Origin of the sequence: Pararhizobium polonicum (genome assembly GCF_001687365.1) — a bacterium.
Lineage (GTDB): Bacteria > Pseudomonadota > Alphaproteobacteria > Rhizobiales > Rhizobiaceae > Pararhizobium > Pararhizobium polonicum.
In genome coordinates, this window is record NZ_LGLV01000007.1 from 58,276 (window position 1) to 73,517 (window position 15,242).

Annotated in this window: 16 protein-coding genes; 10 read left to right on the forward strand and 6 right to left on the reverse strand. The window is 61.9% G+C overall.

All coding sequences use genetic code 11. The features are described 5' to 3' along the window. Positions 1-3 precede the first annotated feature (3 nt). Positions 4-1,224, reverse strand: a complete 1,221-nt coding sequence (locus tag ADU59_RS11130; RefSeq protein ID WP_068954199.1) for an efflux RND transporter periplasmic adaptor subunit — start codon at positions 1,222-1,224, stop codon at positions 4-6. A gap of 186 nt (positions 1,225-1,410) precedes the next feature. On the opposite strand from ADU59_RS11130, the gene ADU59_RS11135 reads away from it, so the two are divergent. After that, the gene (locus ADU59_RS11135; protein WP_068954200.1) at positions 1,411-2,010 is read left to right on the forward strand and encodes a TetR/AcrR family transcriptional regulator; all 600 of its coding nucleotides are present in this window, start codon (positions 1,411-1,413) and stop codon (positions 2,008-2,010) included. 54 nt (positions 2,011-2,064) lie between these two features. On the opposite strand, the gene hutC is transcribed toward ADU59_RS11135, so the two are convergent. Beyond that, the gene (gene hutC, locus ADU59_RS11140; protein ID WP_068954201.1) at positions 2,065-2,832 is read right to left on the reverse strand and encodes a histidine utilization transcriptional repressor HutC; all 768 of its coding nucleotides are present in this window, start codon (positions 2,830-2,832) and stop codon (positions 2,065-2,067) included. Between the two features lie 200 nt (positions 2,833-3,032). On the opposite strand from hutC, the gene ADU59_RS11145 reads away from it, so the two are divergent. From ADU59_RS11145 to ADU59_RS11175, 7 genes are all read left to right on the forward strand, one after another. Further along, positions 3,033-3,872, forward strand: a complete 840-nt coding sequence (locus tag ADU59_RS11145) for a transporter substrate-binding domain-containing protein (RefSeq protein ID WP_068954202.1) — start codon at positions 3,033-3,035, stop codon at positions 3,870-3,872. A gap of 140 nt (positions 3,873-4,012) precedes the next feature. After that, on the forward strand, positions 4,013-4,735 hold the full coding sequence (locus ADU59_RS11150; RefSeq protein ID WP_068954203.1) for an ABC transporter permease: 723 nt from the start codon (positions 4,013-4,015) through the stop codon (positions 4,733-4,735). 15 nt (positions 4,736-4,750) lie between these two features. Further along, positions 4,751-5,461, forward strand: coding sequence for an ABC transporter permease (locus ADU59_RS11155; RefSeq protein ID WP_068954204.1), 711 nt, complete (start codon positions 4,751-4,753; stop codon positions 5,459-5,461). A gap of 32 nt (positions 5,462-5,493) precedes the next feature. After that, positions 5,494-6,264, forward strand: coding sequence for an ABC transporter ATP-binding protein (locus ADU59_RS11160; protein WP_068954528.1), 771 nt, complete (start codon positions 5,494-5,496; stop codon positions 6,262-6,264). A 2-nt stretch (positions 6,265-6,266) separates the two neighbouring features. Continuing rightward, positions 6,267-7,760, forward strand: a complete 1,494-nt coding sequence (locus tag ADU59_RS11165) for an HAL/PAL/TAL family ammonia-lyase (protein WP_068954205.1) — start codon at positions 6,267-6,269, stop codon at positions 7,758-7,760. A 21-nt stretch (positions 7,761-7,781) separates the two neighbouring features. Next, positions 7,782-8,939, forward strand: coding sequence for an N-methyl-L-tryptophan oxidase (solA, locus tag ADU59_RS11170; protein WP_068954206.1), 1,158 nt, complete (start codon positions 7,782-7,784; stop codon positions 8,937-8,939). Positions 8,940-8,941: 2 nt separating this feature from the next. Further along, the gene (locus tag ADU59_RS11175) at positions 8,942-9,868 is read left to right on the forward strand and encodes an arginase family protein (protein WP_068954207.1); all 927 of its coding nucleotides are present in this window, start codon (positions 8,942-8,944) and stop codon (positions 9,866-9,868) included. A 3-nt stretch (positions 9,869-9,871) separates the two neighbouring features. On the opposite strand, the gene ADU59_RS11180 is transcribed toward ADU59_RS11175, so the two are convergent. Next, complete coding sequence (locus tag ADU59_RS11180) at positions 9,872-10,471, reverse strand: HutD/Ves family protein (RefSeq protein ID WP_068954208.1); 600 nt, start codon at positions 10,469-10,471, stop codon at positions 9,872-9,874. A gap of 57 nt (positions 10,472-10,528) precedes the next feature. Here ADU59_RS11180 and ADU59_RS11185 point away from each other — a divergent pair, with 57 nt between their 5' ends. Together ADU59_RS11185 and ADU59_RS11190 are read left to right on the forward strand one after the other, a co-directional pair. Beyond that, positions 10,529-10,789 carry a type II toxin-antitoxin system Phd/YefM family antitoxin gene (locus tag ADU59_RS11185; RefSeq protein ID WP_068954209.1) on the forward strand — a complete coding sequence of 87 codons (261 nt, stop codon included), beginning with the start codon at positions 10,529-10,531 and terminating at the stop codon, positions 10,787-10,789. Between the two features lie 47 nt (positions 10,790-10,836). Beyond that, the gene (locus tag ADU59_RS11190) at positions 10,837-11,178 is read left to right on the forward strand and encodes a type II toxin-antitoxin system VapC family toxin (protein WP_244506415.1); all 342 of its coding nucleotides are present in this window, start codon (positions 10,837-10,839) and stop codon (positions 11,176-11,178) included. Between the two features lie 3 nt (positions 11,179-11,181). Here the strand turns inward: ADU59_RS11190 and hutU are convergent, their stop codons facing one another. From hutU to hutH, 3 genes are read right to left on the reverse strand one after another with little or no spacing between them, the layout of a single operon-like run. Beyond that, complete coding sequence (gene hutU, locus ADU59_RS11195) at positions 11,182-12,855, reverse strand: urocanate hydratase (RefSeq protein WP_068954210.1); 1,674 nt, start codon at positions 12,853-12,855, stop codon at positions 11,182-11,184. Further along, the gene (hutG, locus tag ADU59_RS11200; RefSeq protein ID WP_068954211.1) at positions 12,852-13,670 is read right to left on the reverse strand and encodes an N-formylglutamate deformylase; all 819 of its coding nucleotides are present in this window, start codon (positions 13,668-13,670) and stop codon (positions 12,852-12,854) included. The genes hutU and hutG overlap by 4 nt, the downstream gene beginning before the upstream one ends. Beyond that, positions 13,671-15,206 carry a histidine ammonia-lyase gene (hutH, locus tag ADU59_RS11205; protein WP_068954212.1) on the reverse strand — a complete coding sequence of 512 codons (1,536 nt, stop codon included), beginning with the start codon at positions 15,204-15,206 and terminating at the stop codon, positions 13,671-13,673. Between the last annotated feature and the right edge of the window lie 36 nt (positions 15,207-15,242).

A 15,242-nucleotide genomic window follows, 5' to 3' on the forward strand; every position in this document is an offset into this window, starting at 1 on the left:
GGCTTAATTGGTTATCGATGCCTGCTGCTGCGGATTGGCAGCCGGGTTCATGGAGACCATTTCAGGTGCCACGAGCGCGCCGGGACGAATGCGCTGCAGGCCATTGACGACGATGCGTTCATTGGCTTTCAGACCCGCCGTTACCACCCGCAGGCCATCGGATTTCATGCCGACGGATATTTCGCGATATTCGGTGGTGTTGTCCGGCTTGACGACCATCACAAATTTCTTGTTCTGGTCGGTGCCGATGGCCCGTTCATGGACGAGCACGGCGTCTTCCGACTTGGCCTGACCCATGCTTAGACGTGCAAACTGCCCCGGTATCAAGGCGCCGTTGGCGTTGTCGAACACGGCGCGCACGCGGATCGTGCCGCTATCCGGATTGACGCTGTTGTCAATCAGCTGAAGCTTGCCCTTGACGTTCGGCTGACCGGCGACATCCATGCGGACAGGAACGCGGTCGATAAAGTTGCGGGCGTTCTCGCCCTCCGGCAGTTCGGCGAGGATACCGGAGACGATCCGTTCGTCGGCTTCGAAGCTGGCATAGATCGGGCTGAGCGAGACGAGCCTGGTGAGGATCGGCGAGGAAGGACCGGCGGCGATCAGGTTGCCGGCGGTGATCTCGATCTTGCCGACGCGGCCGGTGATCGGGGCGCGGATTTCGGTGTAACCCAGATTGAGCGCTGCCGATTGCAGCACGGCACGGGCCGCTTCCAGATCGGCCTCGGCGCTGGCCAGGCCGTTCATGCGCTGGTCGACTTCGCTCTGCGAAACGGCGTTGGAGGCCAGCAGCTGCTGGCCGCGCTTCAGCTCAATACGTGCAAGAGAGGCGCGGGCTTCAGCTGCGGTAACGCTTGCCTGCGCGCGGGCGACTTCGGCCTGGAAGGGGGCCGGGTCGATGGTGACGAGCAGATCGCCCTTCTGGACGATGGCGCCTTCCTGGAAATGGACCGACTGAATGGCACCGGCAACGCGCGAGCGCAGTTCGACATGATCGATCGCTTCAAGGCGCCCGGAGAATTCGCTCCATTGCGTCACTGATCTCGCCTCGACGAGCGCGACGGAAACGGGAACAGCAACAGGGGCTGCGGTGGATGCGTCGGCCGCGTTGCCGCTGCCGGACGGGCTGCCCTGAAGGCTGAAGAAGATCGTCGGCGCGACGGTTGCCACGGCAAGGACGAGGCCAGTGGTGAGAAGTCTGGTTCTGAAAGTTCCGAATGACATGGCGGTTATCCTGAATTATGCCTCGGGAGGAGGGCGGCCCATCAGTCCGTCGTGGGAGGCGAGGGATTTGGGCAAAGGTTGCATTGACGTTCAATACCGTTCGGTATAGAAATAGGTTCACCAGCCGATCGCTGTCAATCGAATTATGTACCGATCGGTATAAAAAAATTCGGGAGGGCCCACCCCATGGGACGGCCAAGAGAGTTCGATGTCGATGATGCCCTTGAGACGGCCATGGAGCTGTTCTGGCGAAAGGGCTATGAAGGCACGTCTCTCACTGACCTGACCGAAGGAATGGGCATCACCAAGCCAAGCCTCTACGGCGTCTTCGGCAATAAGGAAGGTCTCTTTCTGAAAGCGCTGGAGCGTTACGAGCGCACCAAGATGAACTTCTTTCATGAAGCGCTCAAGGAGCCGAAGGCTCGCGATGTCGCCGAGAAGATTCTCAGGGGCTTTGCTGATTCCCAGACGGCTGAAACCGGTCCCAGCGGCTGCATGGGAATCAATGGTGCGCTTGCCTGCAGCGAAGCGGCGGCCGAAATCCAGAAATGTCTGATTGAAAACCGCCATCGCGGCGAGCGGGATCTCGGCCGGCGGTTCGAGCGTGCCGCACAGGAGGGCGACCTGCCTGCGGGGCAGGAGCCCTACGATCTCGCCCGATATGTCATGACCATCTCGCAGGGAACGGCCATTCAGGCGGCGTCCGGCGCGGATCGCGCGGCGCTTTATCGCGTCATCGACATGGCCCTGCAGTTCTGGCCGGTGTCTGCCGCTCGAAACGGCTGATTATATTCACGATTTAAGTTCCATATACAACATGACGAGTGTTTCGCAGAAAGATCAGTCCTCGGACATCTTTCCGTTGCGCGATTCGAGCCGATAGCGGTTGCCGGGATAGACGAGCCGGGCAAAGGAGACGACGCGTTTGGACGACCATGTGCGCCGCCGGATGAGCAGGCAGGGCTCGGTACGCAGGATCACCAGCAGCTTGCATTCCCATGGCTGCGGCATGGCTGCCTCGACGATATGTTCGGAGCCGCTCAAGGGGGCTTCGGCGGTGAGGTAGGCGTTCGGCGTCAGTGTTGTGAAGTCCTGATCGAGATAGCCGGGGGCGGCTTCCGGGTTGACGAAACGATCCTCTATCTGGACGGGAACGCCGTTTTCACTGTGCACGATCAGCGAATGAAATACCGGTGCACCGATCGGCAGGCCGAGTGCATCCGCCACGTCAGGGGCCGCCGTCTCCTGCGCCAGAACGATCACAGATGCCTGGTGCGTATGGCCCCGCTCGTCGATTTCCTCGGCAATGTTGCGGACTTCGAAGAGTTCGGAGTAGCCTTTGCGTTCGGCAACGAAGGAGCCGACGCCCTGGATGCGCACCAGTTCGCCTTCGTTTGCGAGTTCGCGCAGCGCCCGGTTGGCGGTCATCTTGCTGACGCCCAGTTCGGCAACCAGTTCGTTCTCCGAGGGGACGCGATGTTTCGGGGGCCACTCGCCGCTCTGGATGCGGTCGAGGATCATCTGTTTGACCCCGGCATAAAGCGGCGCGTTGTCGCCTTCGACCGTTTCCCATTTCAGAATCGCGTTTTGTTCGGTGCTGCGCTTCATATGCTTATTCCTTGGGCGAAATTAAATTTGCATCCAAATACGGCCGACCACTTGCATACCATAAAAATTCGCATATGGTACCATATACAACATGGGCGCACAGGATCATTTTTGAGGCCTTGTCATCCATCATGGAATTGGTAGAGCCGGCGCAAGATCGGCGGGCGTTGTCGAAGGTAAATTCTCAGAGGAGAAATGGAATGAATCTGTCTCAATTTTTGACGGCGGGCGCCGTCGTGCTTGCAACGCTTGCGGCTCCGCAGGCTCAGGCCAAGGACTGGAAGACCGTCACGATCACGCTCGAAGGTGCTTATGCGCCATGGAACATCACCAATCCGGACGGCACGCTGGGTGGTTTCGAGCCGGAACTCGCCAAGTATCTCTGCGATCATATGAAGGTCGAGTGCACGCTGGTCGCTTCCGATTGGGATGGCATGATCCCGGCGCTCAATGCCGGCAAGTTCGATGTGATCATGGATGCGCTGTCGATCACCGAAGAGCGCAAGAAGATCATCGATTTCACCATTCCCTACGCCCATACGCACGCGGCTTTCGCGACGCTCAAGGATAGCCCGCTGGCCAATGCCGCTGGCACCGGCACTGTCGTCAAGCTCGATCCGGGCGCGACGGGCGTCAAGGATGTCGAGGCGATGAAGGCAGCCTTTGCCGGAAAGACCATCGGCATCCAGGCTGCGACCGTCTATTCCAAGTTCATCTATGACAATTTCGGCGATGTTGCCACGGTGCGCGAATACAAGACCGGCGCCGAGCGCGACCTGGATCTCGAAAGCGGCCGCATCGATCTCGTCTTTGACGATGCCGTCTACCTGATCTCCGCCTTTGAAAAGTCCAACGATACCATGGCCTTCACCGGCCCGGAAATCGGCGGCACGATCTTCGGCAGCGGCGAGGGCCTCGGTATCCGCCAGGCCGATACCGACCTGCGCGACATGTTCAACAAGGCCATCCAGTCTGCCCTCGACGACGGTACGATCAAGACCCTGTCGATGAAGTGGTTCAAGACCGACGTTACCCCCTGATTCCGCATTCGCCCGCCGCTTGCTATTTCGCTTGCGGCGGGCACACTTGCTGCGGCGGGCCGTTTCTCATCGGTGCGGCCTGCCATATCACTTGACGATCGGGAAACCGGCTGGGCCGGAAACGACGGGGCGCCTGCGGCATGGCACTACTTCAAATGATCGGATTTGGCCCCACCGGCTGGGGCGGGCTGCTTTTGGTCGCTGCCCTGATGACGCTGTGCGTCACCGGCGTGGCGCTCTTGATCGGCGCCATTCTCGGCTCGCTGGTCGCCTGGGCCAAGCTGTCGGGCAGCCGGATACTGCGGACGATCGGTGGCACCTATACAACGGTGTTTCGCGGTGTCCCTGAACTGCTGATCATCTATCTCGTCTATTTCGGCGGATCGAGCGCGGTCACCGCCATCGGTACGGCGATGGGCTATGAGGGCTTTCTCGGCCTTCCGTCCTTTGCCGCCGGCGCGCTTGCCGTCGGCATCATTTCCGGTGCCTATCAGGCCGAAGTCTTTCGCGGCGCCTACCTTGCCATTCCCAAGGGTGAGCTGGAAGCGGCGCAGGCGATCGGCATGAACAGGCGACTGCGCTTTCGCCGCATCATCGGCCCGCAGGTGTTCCGGTTCGCCATTCCGGGCATCGGCAATGTCTGGCAGCTCAGCCTGAAGGATTCGGCCCTCGTATCGGTAACCGGTCTGGCGGACCTGATGCGCACCAGCCAGGTCGCCGCCGGATCGACACGGCAGCATTTCCTGTTCTTCATCGTCGGCGGCTGCCTCTACCTGATCCTCACCAGCTTCTCGGACCGCATTTTCACCAGCGCCGAAAAGCGCGCCAATCGCAGCATGCCGACCAGTCTCGGCCAGGCCTGATCAAGGAGACGCGCGATGGATATCGCCTTCATGTTCGAGACCATGAAAACGCTGCTGGCCGCATTGCCGATGACGCTGGCGCTGTTTGCCTTTTCCGTCTTCTTTGGCGGAATACTGGCGCTCGTCATCGTCTGGATGCGGGTGAGCGGCAATGCCGTCGCCCGTAATTTCGCCAAGGGCTATATTTTCATCTTCCGCGGCTCGCCGTTGCTGATCCAGATGTTCCTGATCTTCTACGGCCTCGGGCAGTTCGGTTTCATCCGCTACAGTTTCCTCTGGCCGGCGCTGCGCGAACCCTTTGTCTGCGCGGTGCTGGCGCTGGCGCTGTGCACGGCCGGCTACACGGCTGAAATCTTCCGCTTCGGCCTGCGCGCCATTCCGGCCAAGGAGATCGAGGCGGCCCGTTCCGTCGGCATGTCCGGCTTTCTCCTGACGCGGCGCATCCTGGCGCCGATCGCCTTTCGCCATGCGCTTCCGGCCTATTCGACCGAAGTGGTGATGATGGTGAAATCGACCGCACTGGCCAGTCTGGTGACGGTCTGGGAAGTGACCGGGGTCGCCCAGCGGCTGATTTCGCAGACCTACCGCACGATGGAAGTTTTCCTGTGCGCCGCCATCATCTACCTGCTTTTGAATTTCCTGATCCTGCAGGCCATGTCCCTGCTGGAATACAAGCTGACCCCGCACCGCCGTGCAGCGCCCCTGTTTCCGGTGCCGCAGCGATGAACCCGACGATCCTCAACCAGACTGGAACGACCATGGCAGGCACGACCCGGCTTTCCGTCCGCAATATCCGCAAGAGTTTCGGTACGCATGAGGTGCTGCGCGGCATCTCGCTCGAGGCGCGCGACGGCGACGTCATTTCGCTGCTGGGCGCCAGCGGTTCGGGCAAATCGACATTCCTGCGCTGTATCAACCTTCTGGAAATCGCCGACCATGGCGAGATTTCCGTCGATGGCGAGCTGATCCAGATGGTGGAACGCGGTGGCCGGAACGTTCCTGCCAACCGCCGTCAGGTGGATCGCATCCGCTCGGAACTCGGCATGGTGTTCCAGTCCTTCAATCTCTGGTCCCACATGACGATCCTCGAAAACATTATCGAGGGCCCCGTGCATGTGCTCAAGCGCCCACGTGCTGAATGCATCGCCGAAGCTGAAGCGCTGCTGGAAAAAGTCGGCATCGCCGAAAAACGCCATGCCTATCCGGCACACCTGTCCGGTGGTCAGCAGCAACGCGCGGCGATCGCCCGCTCTCTGGCAATGAAGCCGAAGGTGATGCTGTTCGACGAGCCGACGTCCGCGCTCGATCCGGAGCTTGTCGGCGAAGTGCTGCGCGTCATGCGCGCGCTTGCCGAAGAGGGCATGACCATGCTGGTCGTTACCCACGAGATGAGCTTTGCCCGCAATGTCTCCAACCGGGTGATCTTCATGAAATCCGGCGAGATCGACAGCGATGGTTCACCGGAAGAGCTGTTCGGCCAGGGCGGCTCGCCGAGCTTCCGCCAGTTCATCGGCAATTTCGGAGGCTGAGCGTGCAGGATATCGTGCTGGAGACGGTGCTTGACTGGCGCGCCGTGGCTGGAGTTGCCAAAGGTGCCAAACTTTCGTTGTCCGCTGAAGCGTCTCAACGGATCGAGACGGCCAGCCGTATCGTTGCAGCGATCGTCGAAAGCGGCGTGCGGGCCTATGGCGTCAACACTGGCGTCGGCGCACTGGCCGATACGGTGGTCGATCGTCCGTCGCAGAGCCGCCTGTCGCGCAATATCATCCTTAGCCACGCCTGCGGCGTCGGTCCGCTGCTGGAGGCGCGTGAAGTCCGGGCCATCATCGCGGCGCAGATCGCCAATTTCTCGCATGGTCATTCCGGCGTGCGGTTGGCGATTGTCGAGGCGTTGCAGGCGTTCCTGCGCGAAGACTGCATTCCCGATGTGCCATCAAAAGGTTCTGCCGGATATCTGACCCACAATGCCCATATTGCGCTGGTGCTGATCGGCGAGGGCAGGGCGCGGCTGAAGGGAAAGCCCGTCATCGGCGCGGAAGCTTTGAAATCGCTCGGTATCGAACCGCTGGTGCTGCAGGCCAAGGAAGGCCTCAGCCTCGTCAACGGGACGGCATGCTCTACCGGGCTTGGATCGGTGGCATTGGCGCGGGCCGAACGGTTTTTGCAATGGGCCGATGCCATCGCGGCGCTGACCATCGAAGCGCTTGGCGGGCAGATGACGGCCTTCGATGCGCCGGTGCTTGCGCTTCGCAAGTCGAAGGGGATCGAAACGGTCGGCAAAACATTGCGCGAGCGCCTCGCTGGCAGCGGTCTCATAGAGGCGGCCAGGGGAGCACGCACACAGGACGCGCTCAGTCTTCGCTCCGTTCCCCATGCGCATGGCGCGGGCTGGGATGTTTTCGAATTCGCCGGCGCGATCGTCGATCAGGAATTGGCTTCCGTGACCGATAATCCGGCCGTATCCGGCACGCCGGACGTACCCGTCGTCTCGTCTGAGGCGCATGCCGTTGCGCCCGCTCTCGGACAGGCGCTCGATAGCCTTGCCATCTCCATTGCCCAGATTTCGGCGATGAGCGAGCGTCGGATCGACCGGCTGGTCAATCCGCTGGTCAGTGGTCTGCCGGCATTCCTGGCTGTCGATCCCGGTGCAGGGTCCGGTTTCATGATCGCGCAATACACAGCGGCGGCCCTTGCCGCTGAAAACCGGCGTCTCGGCGCACCGGCCAGCCTCGATGGCGGCATCACGTCGGCGCTGCAAGAGGATTTCCTTGGACATCCGACGGCAGCGGCCAACAAGTTGCTGGCGGTCATCGACAATGCCGAGCAAATTCTGGGCATTGAATTTGCCGCGGCCGCACAGGCGCAGGATTTCAAGGCCAGCGTCGCGCCGCGAGCCCACGGCACGGATGCGCTCTACCGCCATATCCGCGCTACCGTGCCAACCTATGCCGACGACCGGCCGCTCGGCTGGGATCTGGAAAAGGCCCGCGATCTGCTGCGTGGATCGCCGCCGCCCGGCGTCTGAAATCCCTGAAAGGACATTGCCATGACCGCCCATTTTGACGTTGCCGTTGTCGGTCTTGGCGCCATGGGCAGTGCCGCCATCGCGCATCTGGCCGCGCGCGGCGTGAAGGCGATCGGCATCGATGCCTATTATCCGGCGCATGCGCTGAGTTCGTCTCATGGCGACAGCCGGTTGATCCGGCTCGGCTATTTCGAGGATCCGTCCTATGTGCCGCTGCTGCAGCGCGCCTATGACAATTGGCGGGCACTGGAGGCGCGGCTGCGCGAGGACGTGCTGACGATCACCGGCGTGCTGCAGATCGGCAAGCCGGACAGCAAGATTGTCAGCGGTACCCGGAAATCCTGCGCCCTGCACAACCTGCCGCTGGAAACGCTGGACCCGGAGGCGATGCGCCGCCGGTTTCCGGTGTTTTCGCTGGATAGCGACGAGGTCGCGTTGCTTGATCCGCAGGGCGGCTATCTGCGGCCGGAAGTGGCCGTCATGGGCCATCTCAAGCTTGCCGCCGGTGATGGCGCCGTCCTGCATTTCGGAGAGAAGGTCGTTGCCATCGAGCCGGGCGAAAGCGGCGTCGTCATCGTGTCGGATACGGGCCGCTACAGCGCAGGCAAGGTCATCGTTGCGACCGGCTCCTGGATCGGGGAGCTGGTACCGGTGTTGCGCGAGCATGCGGTGCCGATCAAGCAGGTCGTCTCCTGGTATCAGCCGGTGGACGGCTTCATCACCGCTCCGCAACGCATGCCGGTCTTCATCCGCGACGAAGGTGAAAACGGCTCGTTCTTCGGCTTTCCGGCGATCGGCGTCGATGGCGTCAAGGTTGGCCGTCACGCGCATTTTCGCGAGCCGATCGATCCGAACCAGCCCAATCCGCCGGTGAACGGCAGAGATACCGATCTCCTCGACGGTTTTATCCAGCGGCGCCTTCCAGCCGCTGCCGGGCTGCGTGTCCGGTCCACCACCTGCCGCTACACCATGCTGCCAAGCGAGGATTTCCTCATCGATCTCCTGCCCGGCGACAAGCGTATCGTTGTGGCATCGCCTTGCTCCGGCCATGGCTTCAAGTTCACCAGTGTCGTCGGTGAAATTCTGGCTGATCTGGCGCTGGATGGCGGCACGGATCTGCCGGTCGGGGCTTTTTCGTTTGACGCCATGGACCGGTTTCTGGCGGCGCAGGGGGCTTGATCATGACCTATAAGCTCGTGCCTGCGTCCGAAACCTTCTTTGACCTGCCGGCCGCGAGTGAAGCCCACGCGGGTTCCGTCGCGATTTTTGGGGCCGTGCATGGAACGGCCTATCCCGGCAGCATTCATGACATATCGGGCCTATCGCCGCCGGATGTCGTCCGTCGGGCAATCACCGAAGCCTCCGTGCATATCGATCATTGGGATTTTGATTTCGACGGCCCGTTGTTGAATGACGGCGCCCTGGAGGTCGTCGACCTCGGCGATGTCGCGACGAAACCGGATGACAATGCCGGCAATCGCGCCGCAATCGAAGCGGTCACACGCGACATCCGCATGGCGGGAGCCATTCCGATCCTGATCGGCGGCGACGATTCGGCCGCCATCCCCTTCATGCAGGGGCTTGCCGATGTCGATCGCCTGCACATTCTGCAGATCGACGCGCATATCGACTGGCGTGACCGGATCAGCGATGAGACGCTGGGCTATTCCAGCACGATGCGGCGGGCCTCGGAGCTTCCTTTTGTCCGCTCGATGACCCAGGTCGGCATCCGCGCTGTCGGCAGCGCCCGGCGGGAAGAGGTCGAGGCGACGAGGGCATGGGGTTCGCGGCTGGTGACGGTGCGGCAGGTGCGGGCCAGTGGCATGGCAGACATCGCCGATGCCATACCGCGCGATGGCACGCTGCTGATCCATATCGACGTCGATGCGCTCGATCCGTCGATTTGCCCTGGTGTCAACGCGCTGTCGCCCGGTGGTCTGTGGCTGGATGAGGTGACGGATCTCATTGCCTCAGCCATGACCGGCCGCACGCTTGCCGGGTTTTCGATTGTCGAACTCCAGCCGAAAAACGATGTCAACGATATGACCGCGACCGTTGTCGGCCGCCTGATTTGCCACGTGCTTGGCCATCTGGCCCGCAGAACATAGGTCTCAGCTCGCGGCGAGGCGGATGAGGTAGGCCTCTGTCGGCATATCGGAGGTGATGGAGACAACGCCCTTGAGGATGGCGCAATCGAGCCGGCCGAGCTCTTCGGCGTGGTCGCCGCTGTCGATCCGTAGATTGCCCAGCGACAGAAGCATCGTGACGCCGCCCTCGGCATCCAGATGGTGCTCTCCTTCGACAATCCGCTTCTCGACCTGGTGCGTCCACTGGCCGCGCCGGGTCATGACGTTCAGATCGACGATAGTGCCCGAAACGAGCCGGGCGGACGTCGCGGCATCCGCGGGGAAAGCCAGCGGTTCGGAAAATTGCGTCAATACGACAGGTGCCCTGCCAGCGATGTCCAACTCCATCCCTTGCCCTTCAAGGATGGACAAGGTTCGGTCTATCCCGGGGAAAACGGAGAACGGGCCGTCGCTTGCAACCGTTGCCATGCTGATCCGCCAGCCGAACGTGGCAAGATCGGCCTCGGGCGGAAACACCGCAATCTCCACGGTTTCGCCACCGCCGTTTTTCCAGGGCATGCGACGGTAGGTATCGGCTTTTAAAACCAGCGGGTGGTTGGGGTTGGGCTGCCGTGTACCGGACATTGTAAACCTCGATGAAGTGAACTAAGTTTAGTGGACTAAGTCCGCTGGAGAGTGATGATGGAAACCGTCAATATACACGAAGCGAAGACGCATCTCTCACGCCTGATGGAAAAGGTGTCCAAGGGTGAAACCTTCATCATCGCCAAAGCCGGCAAGCCGATCGGCAAGCTGGTGCCTCTGGACGATGCGGAAGCCCCCCAAAAAAACCGCATCGGGCTTATGAAGGGCATATTCAAGACGCGGGACGATCTCGATACGATGATGGCCGATGAGATCGAAGAGATATTCTACCGCAATCCGGACAAGTTCAAAGACTGACGGGACTTCTGCTCGATACGCAAATCCTCATCTGAACTGTGGGCGATATCGATCGGCTCCCCGGGGGGCCATGTCATCAAAGATATAAACAGCGAGCTTCTCTCTCCAGTCCGGCCAGTATCTGGGAAACGGCGATAAAACATGGGTTGGGCCGTGCCGATTTTCGAACGGATCCTTTTGTCCTCCGTTATCGCCTGCTCGAAAACGGATACATCGAGCTTCCGATCAACAGCGAACATGCAATCGCGATTGCGGGTTTGCCTTTGCTTCACAAAGACCCCTTCGACCGCATCCTGATTGCTCAGGCCATGATCGAAGGGGTTCCGTTGATAACCGTCGACGATGTCGTTCTTCGATATCCCGGTCTTCCGAAATATCCGCCGGTCTAAGCGTCAGTTCCCGAGAATGCCCGGCAACCGCAACCCTTTTTCCTTGGCGCAATCGACGGCGATCTCGTAGCCGGCGTCGGCGTGGCGCATGACGCCGGTGGCCGGGTCGTTCCAGAGAACGCGCTCCAGGCGGCGGGCGGCATCGTCGGTGCCGTCGGCGCAGATGACGACGCCCGAATGCTGGGAGAAGCCCATGCCGACGCCGCCGCCGTGATGCAGCGATACCCAGGTGGCGCCCGATGCGGTGTTGAGGAGCGCGTTAAGCAGCGGCCAGTCGGACACGGCGTCGGAGCCATCCTTCATCGCTTCGGTCTCGCGATTCGGCGAGGCGACGGAGCCGCTATCGAGATGGTCGCGGCCGATGACGACCGGTGCGCTCAGTTCACCGTTCTTGACCATTTCATTGAAGGCGAGGCCGAGGCGGTGGCGGTCCCCGAGGCCAACCCAGCAGATGCGCGCCGGCAGGCCCTGGAAGGCGATGCGATCGCGGGCCATGTCCAGCCAGTTGTGCAGATGTGTGTTGCCGGGGGTGAGTTCCTTCACCTTGGCGTCGGTCTTGTAGATGTCTTCCGGATCGCCGGAAAGGGCGGCCCAGCGGAACGGACCGATGCCGCGGCAGAACAGCGGGCGGATATAGGCCGGGACGAAGCCCGGGAAGGCGAAGGCATTTTCGAGGCCTTCGTCCTTGGCGACCTGGCGGATGTTGTTGCCGTAGTCGAAGGTCGGGATGCCCATGTCCTGGAAGGCGATCATCGCCTCGACATGCTCGCGCATTGAGGCGCGGGCTGCCTTTTCGACGGCCTTCGGGTCGCTTTCGCGCTTTTCCTTCCACTCTCCCATCGTCCAGCCCTTCGGCAGGTAGCCGTTGATCGGGTCGTGGGCCGAGGTCTGGTCCGTCACCATGTCGGGGCGGATGCCGCGGCGGACCATTTCCGGCAGGATGTCGGCGGTGTTGCCGAGCAGGCCGACGGACTTGGCCTCGCCGGCAGCCGTCCAGCGCTCGATCATTTCCATGGCTTCATCGAGCGTTTCGGCGCGCGCGTCGACATAGCGGGTGCGCAGGCGGAAATCGATCGAATCCGGATTGCATTCGATGGCCAGGCAGCAGGCGCCGGCCATGACGGCTGCCAGCGGCTGGGCGCCGCCCATGCCGCCGAGGCCACCGGTCAGAACCCATTTGCCCTTGAGGCTGCCGCCGTAATGCTGGCGGCCGGCTTCGACGAAGGTTTCGTAGGTGCCCTGCACGATGCCCTGCGAGCCGATGTAGATCCACGAGCCGGCGGTCATCTGGCCGTACATGGCGAGACCCTTCTTATCCAGCTCGTTGAAATGATCCCAGGTCGCCCAGTGCGGCACGAGGTTGGAGTTGGCGATCAGCACGCGCGGCGCATCCTTGTGGGTGCGGAACACGCCGACCGGCTTGCCCGACTGCACCATCAGCGTCTCGTCTTCGTTGAGATCCCGCAGCGTTTCGACGATCTTGTCGAAGTCGGCCCAGGTGCGGGCGGCACGGCCGATGCCGCCATAGACCACCAGCTCATGCGGGTTCTCGGCCACTTCCGGGTCGAGATTGTTCATCAGCATGCGAAGCGGCGCTTCGGTCATCCAGGATTTTGCGGTCAGTTCGGTGCCACGGGCGGCGCGGACGTCGCGGATATTGTGACGAGGATTGGTCATTTGGTTCCCCTTGTTTGTTGTGCCAGTGTCAGCGCGAATGTTTCGATGCGCGTGAGAATGTCTTTCAGGTGAATGCGAAGTCTGGCCGCCTTGTCTTCGTCATAGGCGAAGGGCGGCGTTTCGGTGGTCAGGTGCGTGGACTGCGCCAGTTCCATCTGGATGGCGTGCACGCCGGTTTCGGGCCGGCCGTAATGGCGCGTCGTCCAGCCGCCCTTGAAGCGGCCGTTGAGAATGCTGGTATAGCCCTGTGCGTTCAGAACGACGTCGACCGTTGCGTTCTGGATGGTGGGATCGCAGGTCTTGCCGCTATCGGTGCCGATGTTGAAATCCGGCAGGATGCCTTCGAACAGGAACGGAATATCCGAGCGGATCGAATGGCAATCGTAGAGCACGGCGACGCCATGGATTGCTTTGACGCGCTCGATCTCGGCTGCAAGCGCCGCATGATAGGGCGCATGGAAATCGGCAAGCCGTGCGGCGATATCGGCCTCCGTCGGCTCTTCGCCGTCCTTCCAGATCGACACGCCATCGAAATCGGTGCCGGGAATGAGGCCCGTGGTGTTCTGGCCGGGATAGAGACTGACGCCTTCCGGATCGCGGTTGGCATCGATGACATAGCGGTGGAATGTGGCACGCACCGTCGTCACTTCCGGCAGCAATCCGTCATAAAGGTGGTGGATATGCCAGTCGGTGTCGGCGAGAATTCGGCCATTGTCGTTCAGCCGGTCCCAGATCGCCGGCGGAACATCGGTGCCGGTGTGGGGAAAGCCGAGAATGACGGGCGATGAGCCCTGTTTAACCTCGAAAGTGCTCATTCACGCCTCCAAAACCGGGAGAATGCCAGCGGACACAGCGGCGTTCAGCGCGCCGGTAGCGATAAGGTCGGTTGCCGCCTTGAGATCATTGGCCATATAGCGATCGATTTCCAGTGGCGGGACGACCTTGCGGATCGCGGCGATGGCGCTGGTCAGTTCCGGGCTGGTAACGAGCGGTGCGCGGAAATCGATGCCCTGCGCGGCCGTCAGCGCTTCGATGCCGATGATGGAAAAGAGGTTATCGGTCATCTGCAGCAGACGGCGGGCGCCGTGGCAGGCCATGGAAACGTGGTCTTCCTGGTTGGCCGAGGTCGGGGTGGAATCGACCGATGCCGGATGCGACATCTGCTTGTTTTCGGACATGAGCGCGGCCGAGGTGACTTCCGCGATCATCAGGCCGGAGTTGAGGCCCGGCTTCTTGGCGAGGAATGCCGGCAGACCGTAGGACAAAGCCGGATCGACCAGCAGCGCGATGCGGCGCTGGGAGATGGCGCCGATTTCGCAGACGGCAAGGGCGATCTGGTCGGCGGCGAAAGCCACCGGCTCGGCGTGAAAATTGCCGCCGGAGACGACGGAATTGTCCGAGAGAACCAGCGGATTGTCGGTGACGGCGTTGGCTTCGATTTCGAGCGTGCGGGCGACCGAGCGCAAGAGATCGAGGCAGGCGCCGTCGACCTGCGGCTGGCAGCGGATGCAATAGGGATCCTGGACGCGTTCGTCGCCCTCGATATGGCTTTCGCGGATCACCGAGCCTTTGAGCAGGCCGCGCAGGGCAGCCGCCGCGTCGATCTGGCCCTTGTGGCCGCGCAACGTATGGATATCCGGATGGAACGGCGCCGAAGAGCCCATGGCGGCGTCGGTCGAGAGTGCGCCGGTGATCAGTGCCGACTGGGCGGCGCGGTGGGCACGGAACAGGCCAGCCAGTGCCAGAGCCGTGGACGTCTGGGTGCCGTTGATCAGCGCCAGACCTTCCTTGGCCGCCAGCACCACCGGTGTCAGACCGGCGCGCTCCAAAGCGGTGCGGCCGTCAAGCTGTTCGCCGTTGAAGAAGGCTTCGCCTTCACCCATCATCACCGCAGCCATATGGGCGAGCGGCGCAAGGTCGCCGGAGGCGCCGACGGAGCCCTTTTCAGGGATGACCGGGATAACGCCCTTTTCGAGCATGCCTTCGATCAGCCGGACGAGTTCGAGCCGGACGCCCGATGCGCCACGGCCGAGCGAAACCAGCTTCAGCGCCATGATCAGGCGGACGATATTTTCAGCCAGCGGCTGGCCGACGCCGCAGCAATGGGAGAGGATCAGGTTGCGCTGCAGGGTGGCGACATCGGCGGCATCGATCTTGATGCTCGCCAGCTTGCCGAAGCCGGTGTTGATACCGTAGACCGGCGCATTGCCGGCGGCGATCTCCGCGATGCGGGCAGCGGCCTTTTCGATGCCCTTGTCGAACGAGGGATCGAGCCGTGCTGGCTCACCGGTCCAGTAGATGGTTTCGAGGGTCGAAAGCGGGACGGAGCCCGGCTGAAGAAGTAGAGTCATAGATCGGTCCTCACCAATGCGCGGAGCCCGGCTCAC

What these genes read in the sequence shown, in the direction of transcription:
- ADU59_RS11130 (WP_068954199.1), bottom strand. Translation starts at nt 1,224, where the DNA reads ATGTCATTCGGAACTTTCAGAACCAGACTTCTCACCACTGGCCTCGTC.
- ADU59_RS11135 (WP_068954200.1), top strand. Translation starts at nt 1,411, where the DNA reads ATGGGACGGCCAAGAGAGTTCGATGTCGATGATGCCCTTGAGACGGCC.
- hutC (WP_068954201.1), bottom strand. Translation starts at nt 2,832, where the DNA reads ATGAAGCGCAGCACCGAACAAAACGCGATTCTGAAATGGGAAACGGTC.
- ADU59_RS11145 (WP_068954202.1), top strand. Translation starts at nt 3,033, where the DNA reads ATGAATCTGTCTCAATTTTTGACGGCGGGCGCCGTCGTGCTTGCAACG.
- ADU59_RS11150 (WP_068954203.1), top strand. Translation starts at nt 4,013, where the DNA reads ATGGCACTACTTCAAATGATCGGATTTGGCCCCACCGGCTGGGGCGGG.
- ADU59_RS11155 (WP_068954204.1), top strand. Translation starts at nt 4,751, where the DNA reads ATGGATATCGCCTTCATGTTCGAGACCATGAAAACGCTGCTGGCCGCA.
- ADU59_RS11160 (WP_068954528.1), top strand. Translation starts at nt 5,494, where the DNA reads ATGGCAGGCACGACCCGGCTTTCCGTCCGCAATATCCGCAAGAGTTTC.
- solA (WP_068954206.1), top strand. Translation starts at nt 7,782, where the DNA reads ATGACCGCCCATTTTGACGTTGCCGTTGTCGGTCTTGGCGCCATGGGC.
- ADU59_RS11175 (WP_068954207.1), top strand. Translation starts at nt 8,942, where the DNA reads ATGACCTATAAGCTCGTGCCTGCGTCCGAAACCTTCTTTGACCTGCCG.
- ADU59_RS11180 (WP_068954208.1), bottom strand. Translation starts at nt 10,471, where the DNA reads ATGTCCGGTACACGGCAGCCCAACCCCAACCACCCGCTGGTTTTAAAA.
- ADU59_RS11185 (WP_068954209.1), top strand. Translation starts at nt 10,529, where the DNA reads ATGGAAACCGTCAATATACACGAAGCGAAGACGCATCTCTCACGCCTG.
- hutU (WP_068954210.1), bottom strand. Translation starts at nt 12,855, where the DNA reads ATGACCAATCCTCGTCACAATATCCGCGACGTCCGCGCCGCCCGTGGC.
- hutG (WP_068954211.1), bottom strand. Translation starts at nt 13,670, where the DNA reads ATGAGCACTTTCGAGGTTAAACAGGGCTCATCGCCCGTCATTCTCGGC.
- hutH (WP_068954212.1), bottom strand. Translation starts at nt 15,206, where the DNA reads ATGACTCTACTTCTTCAGCCGGGCTCCGTCCCGCTTTCGACCCTCGAA.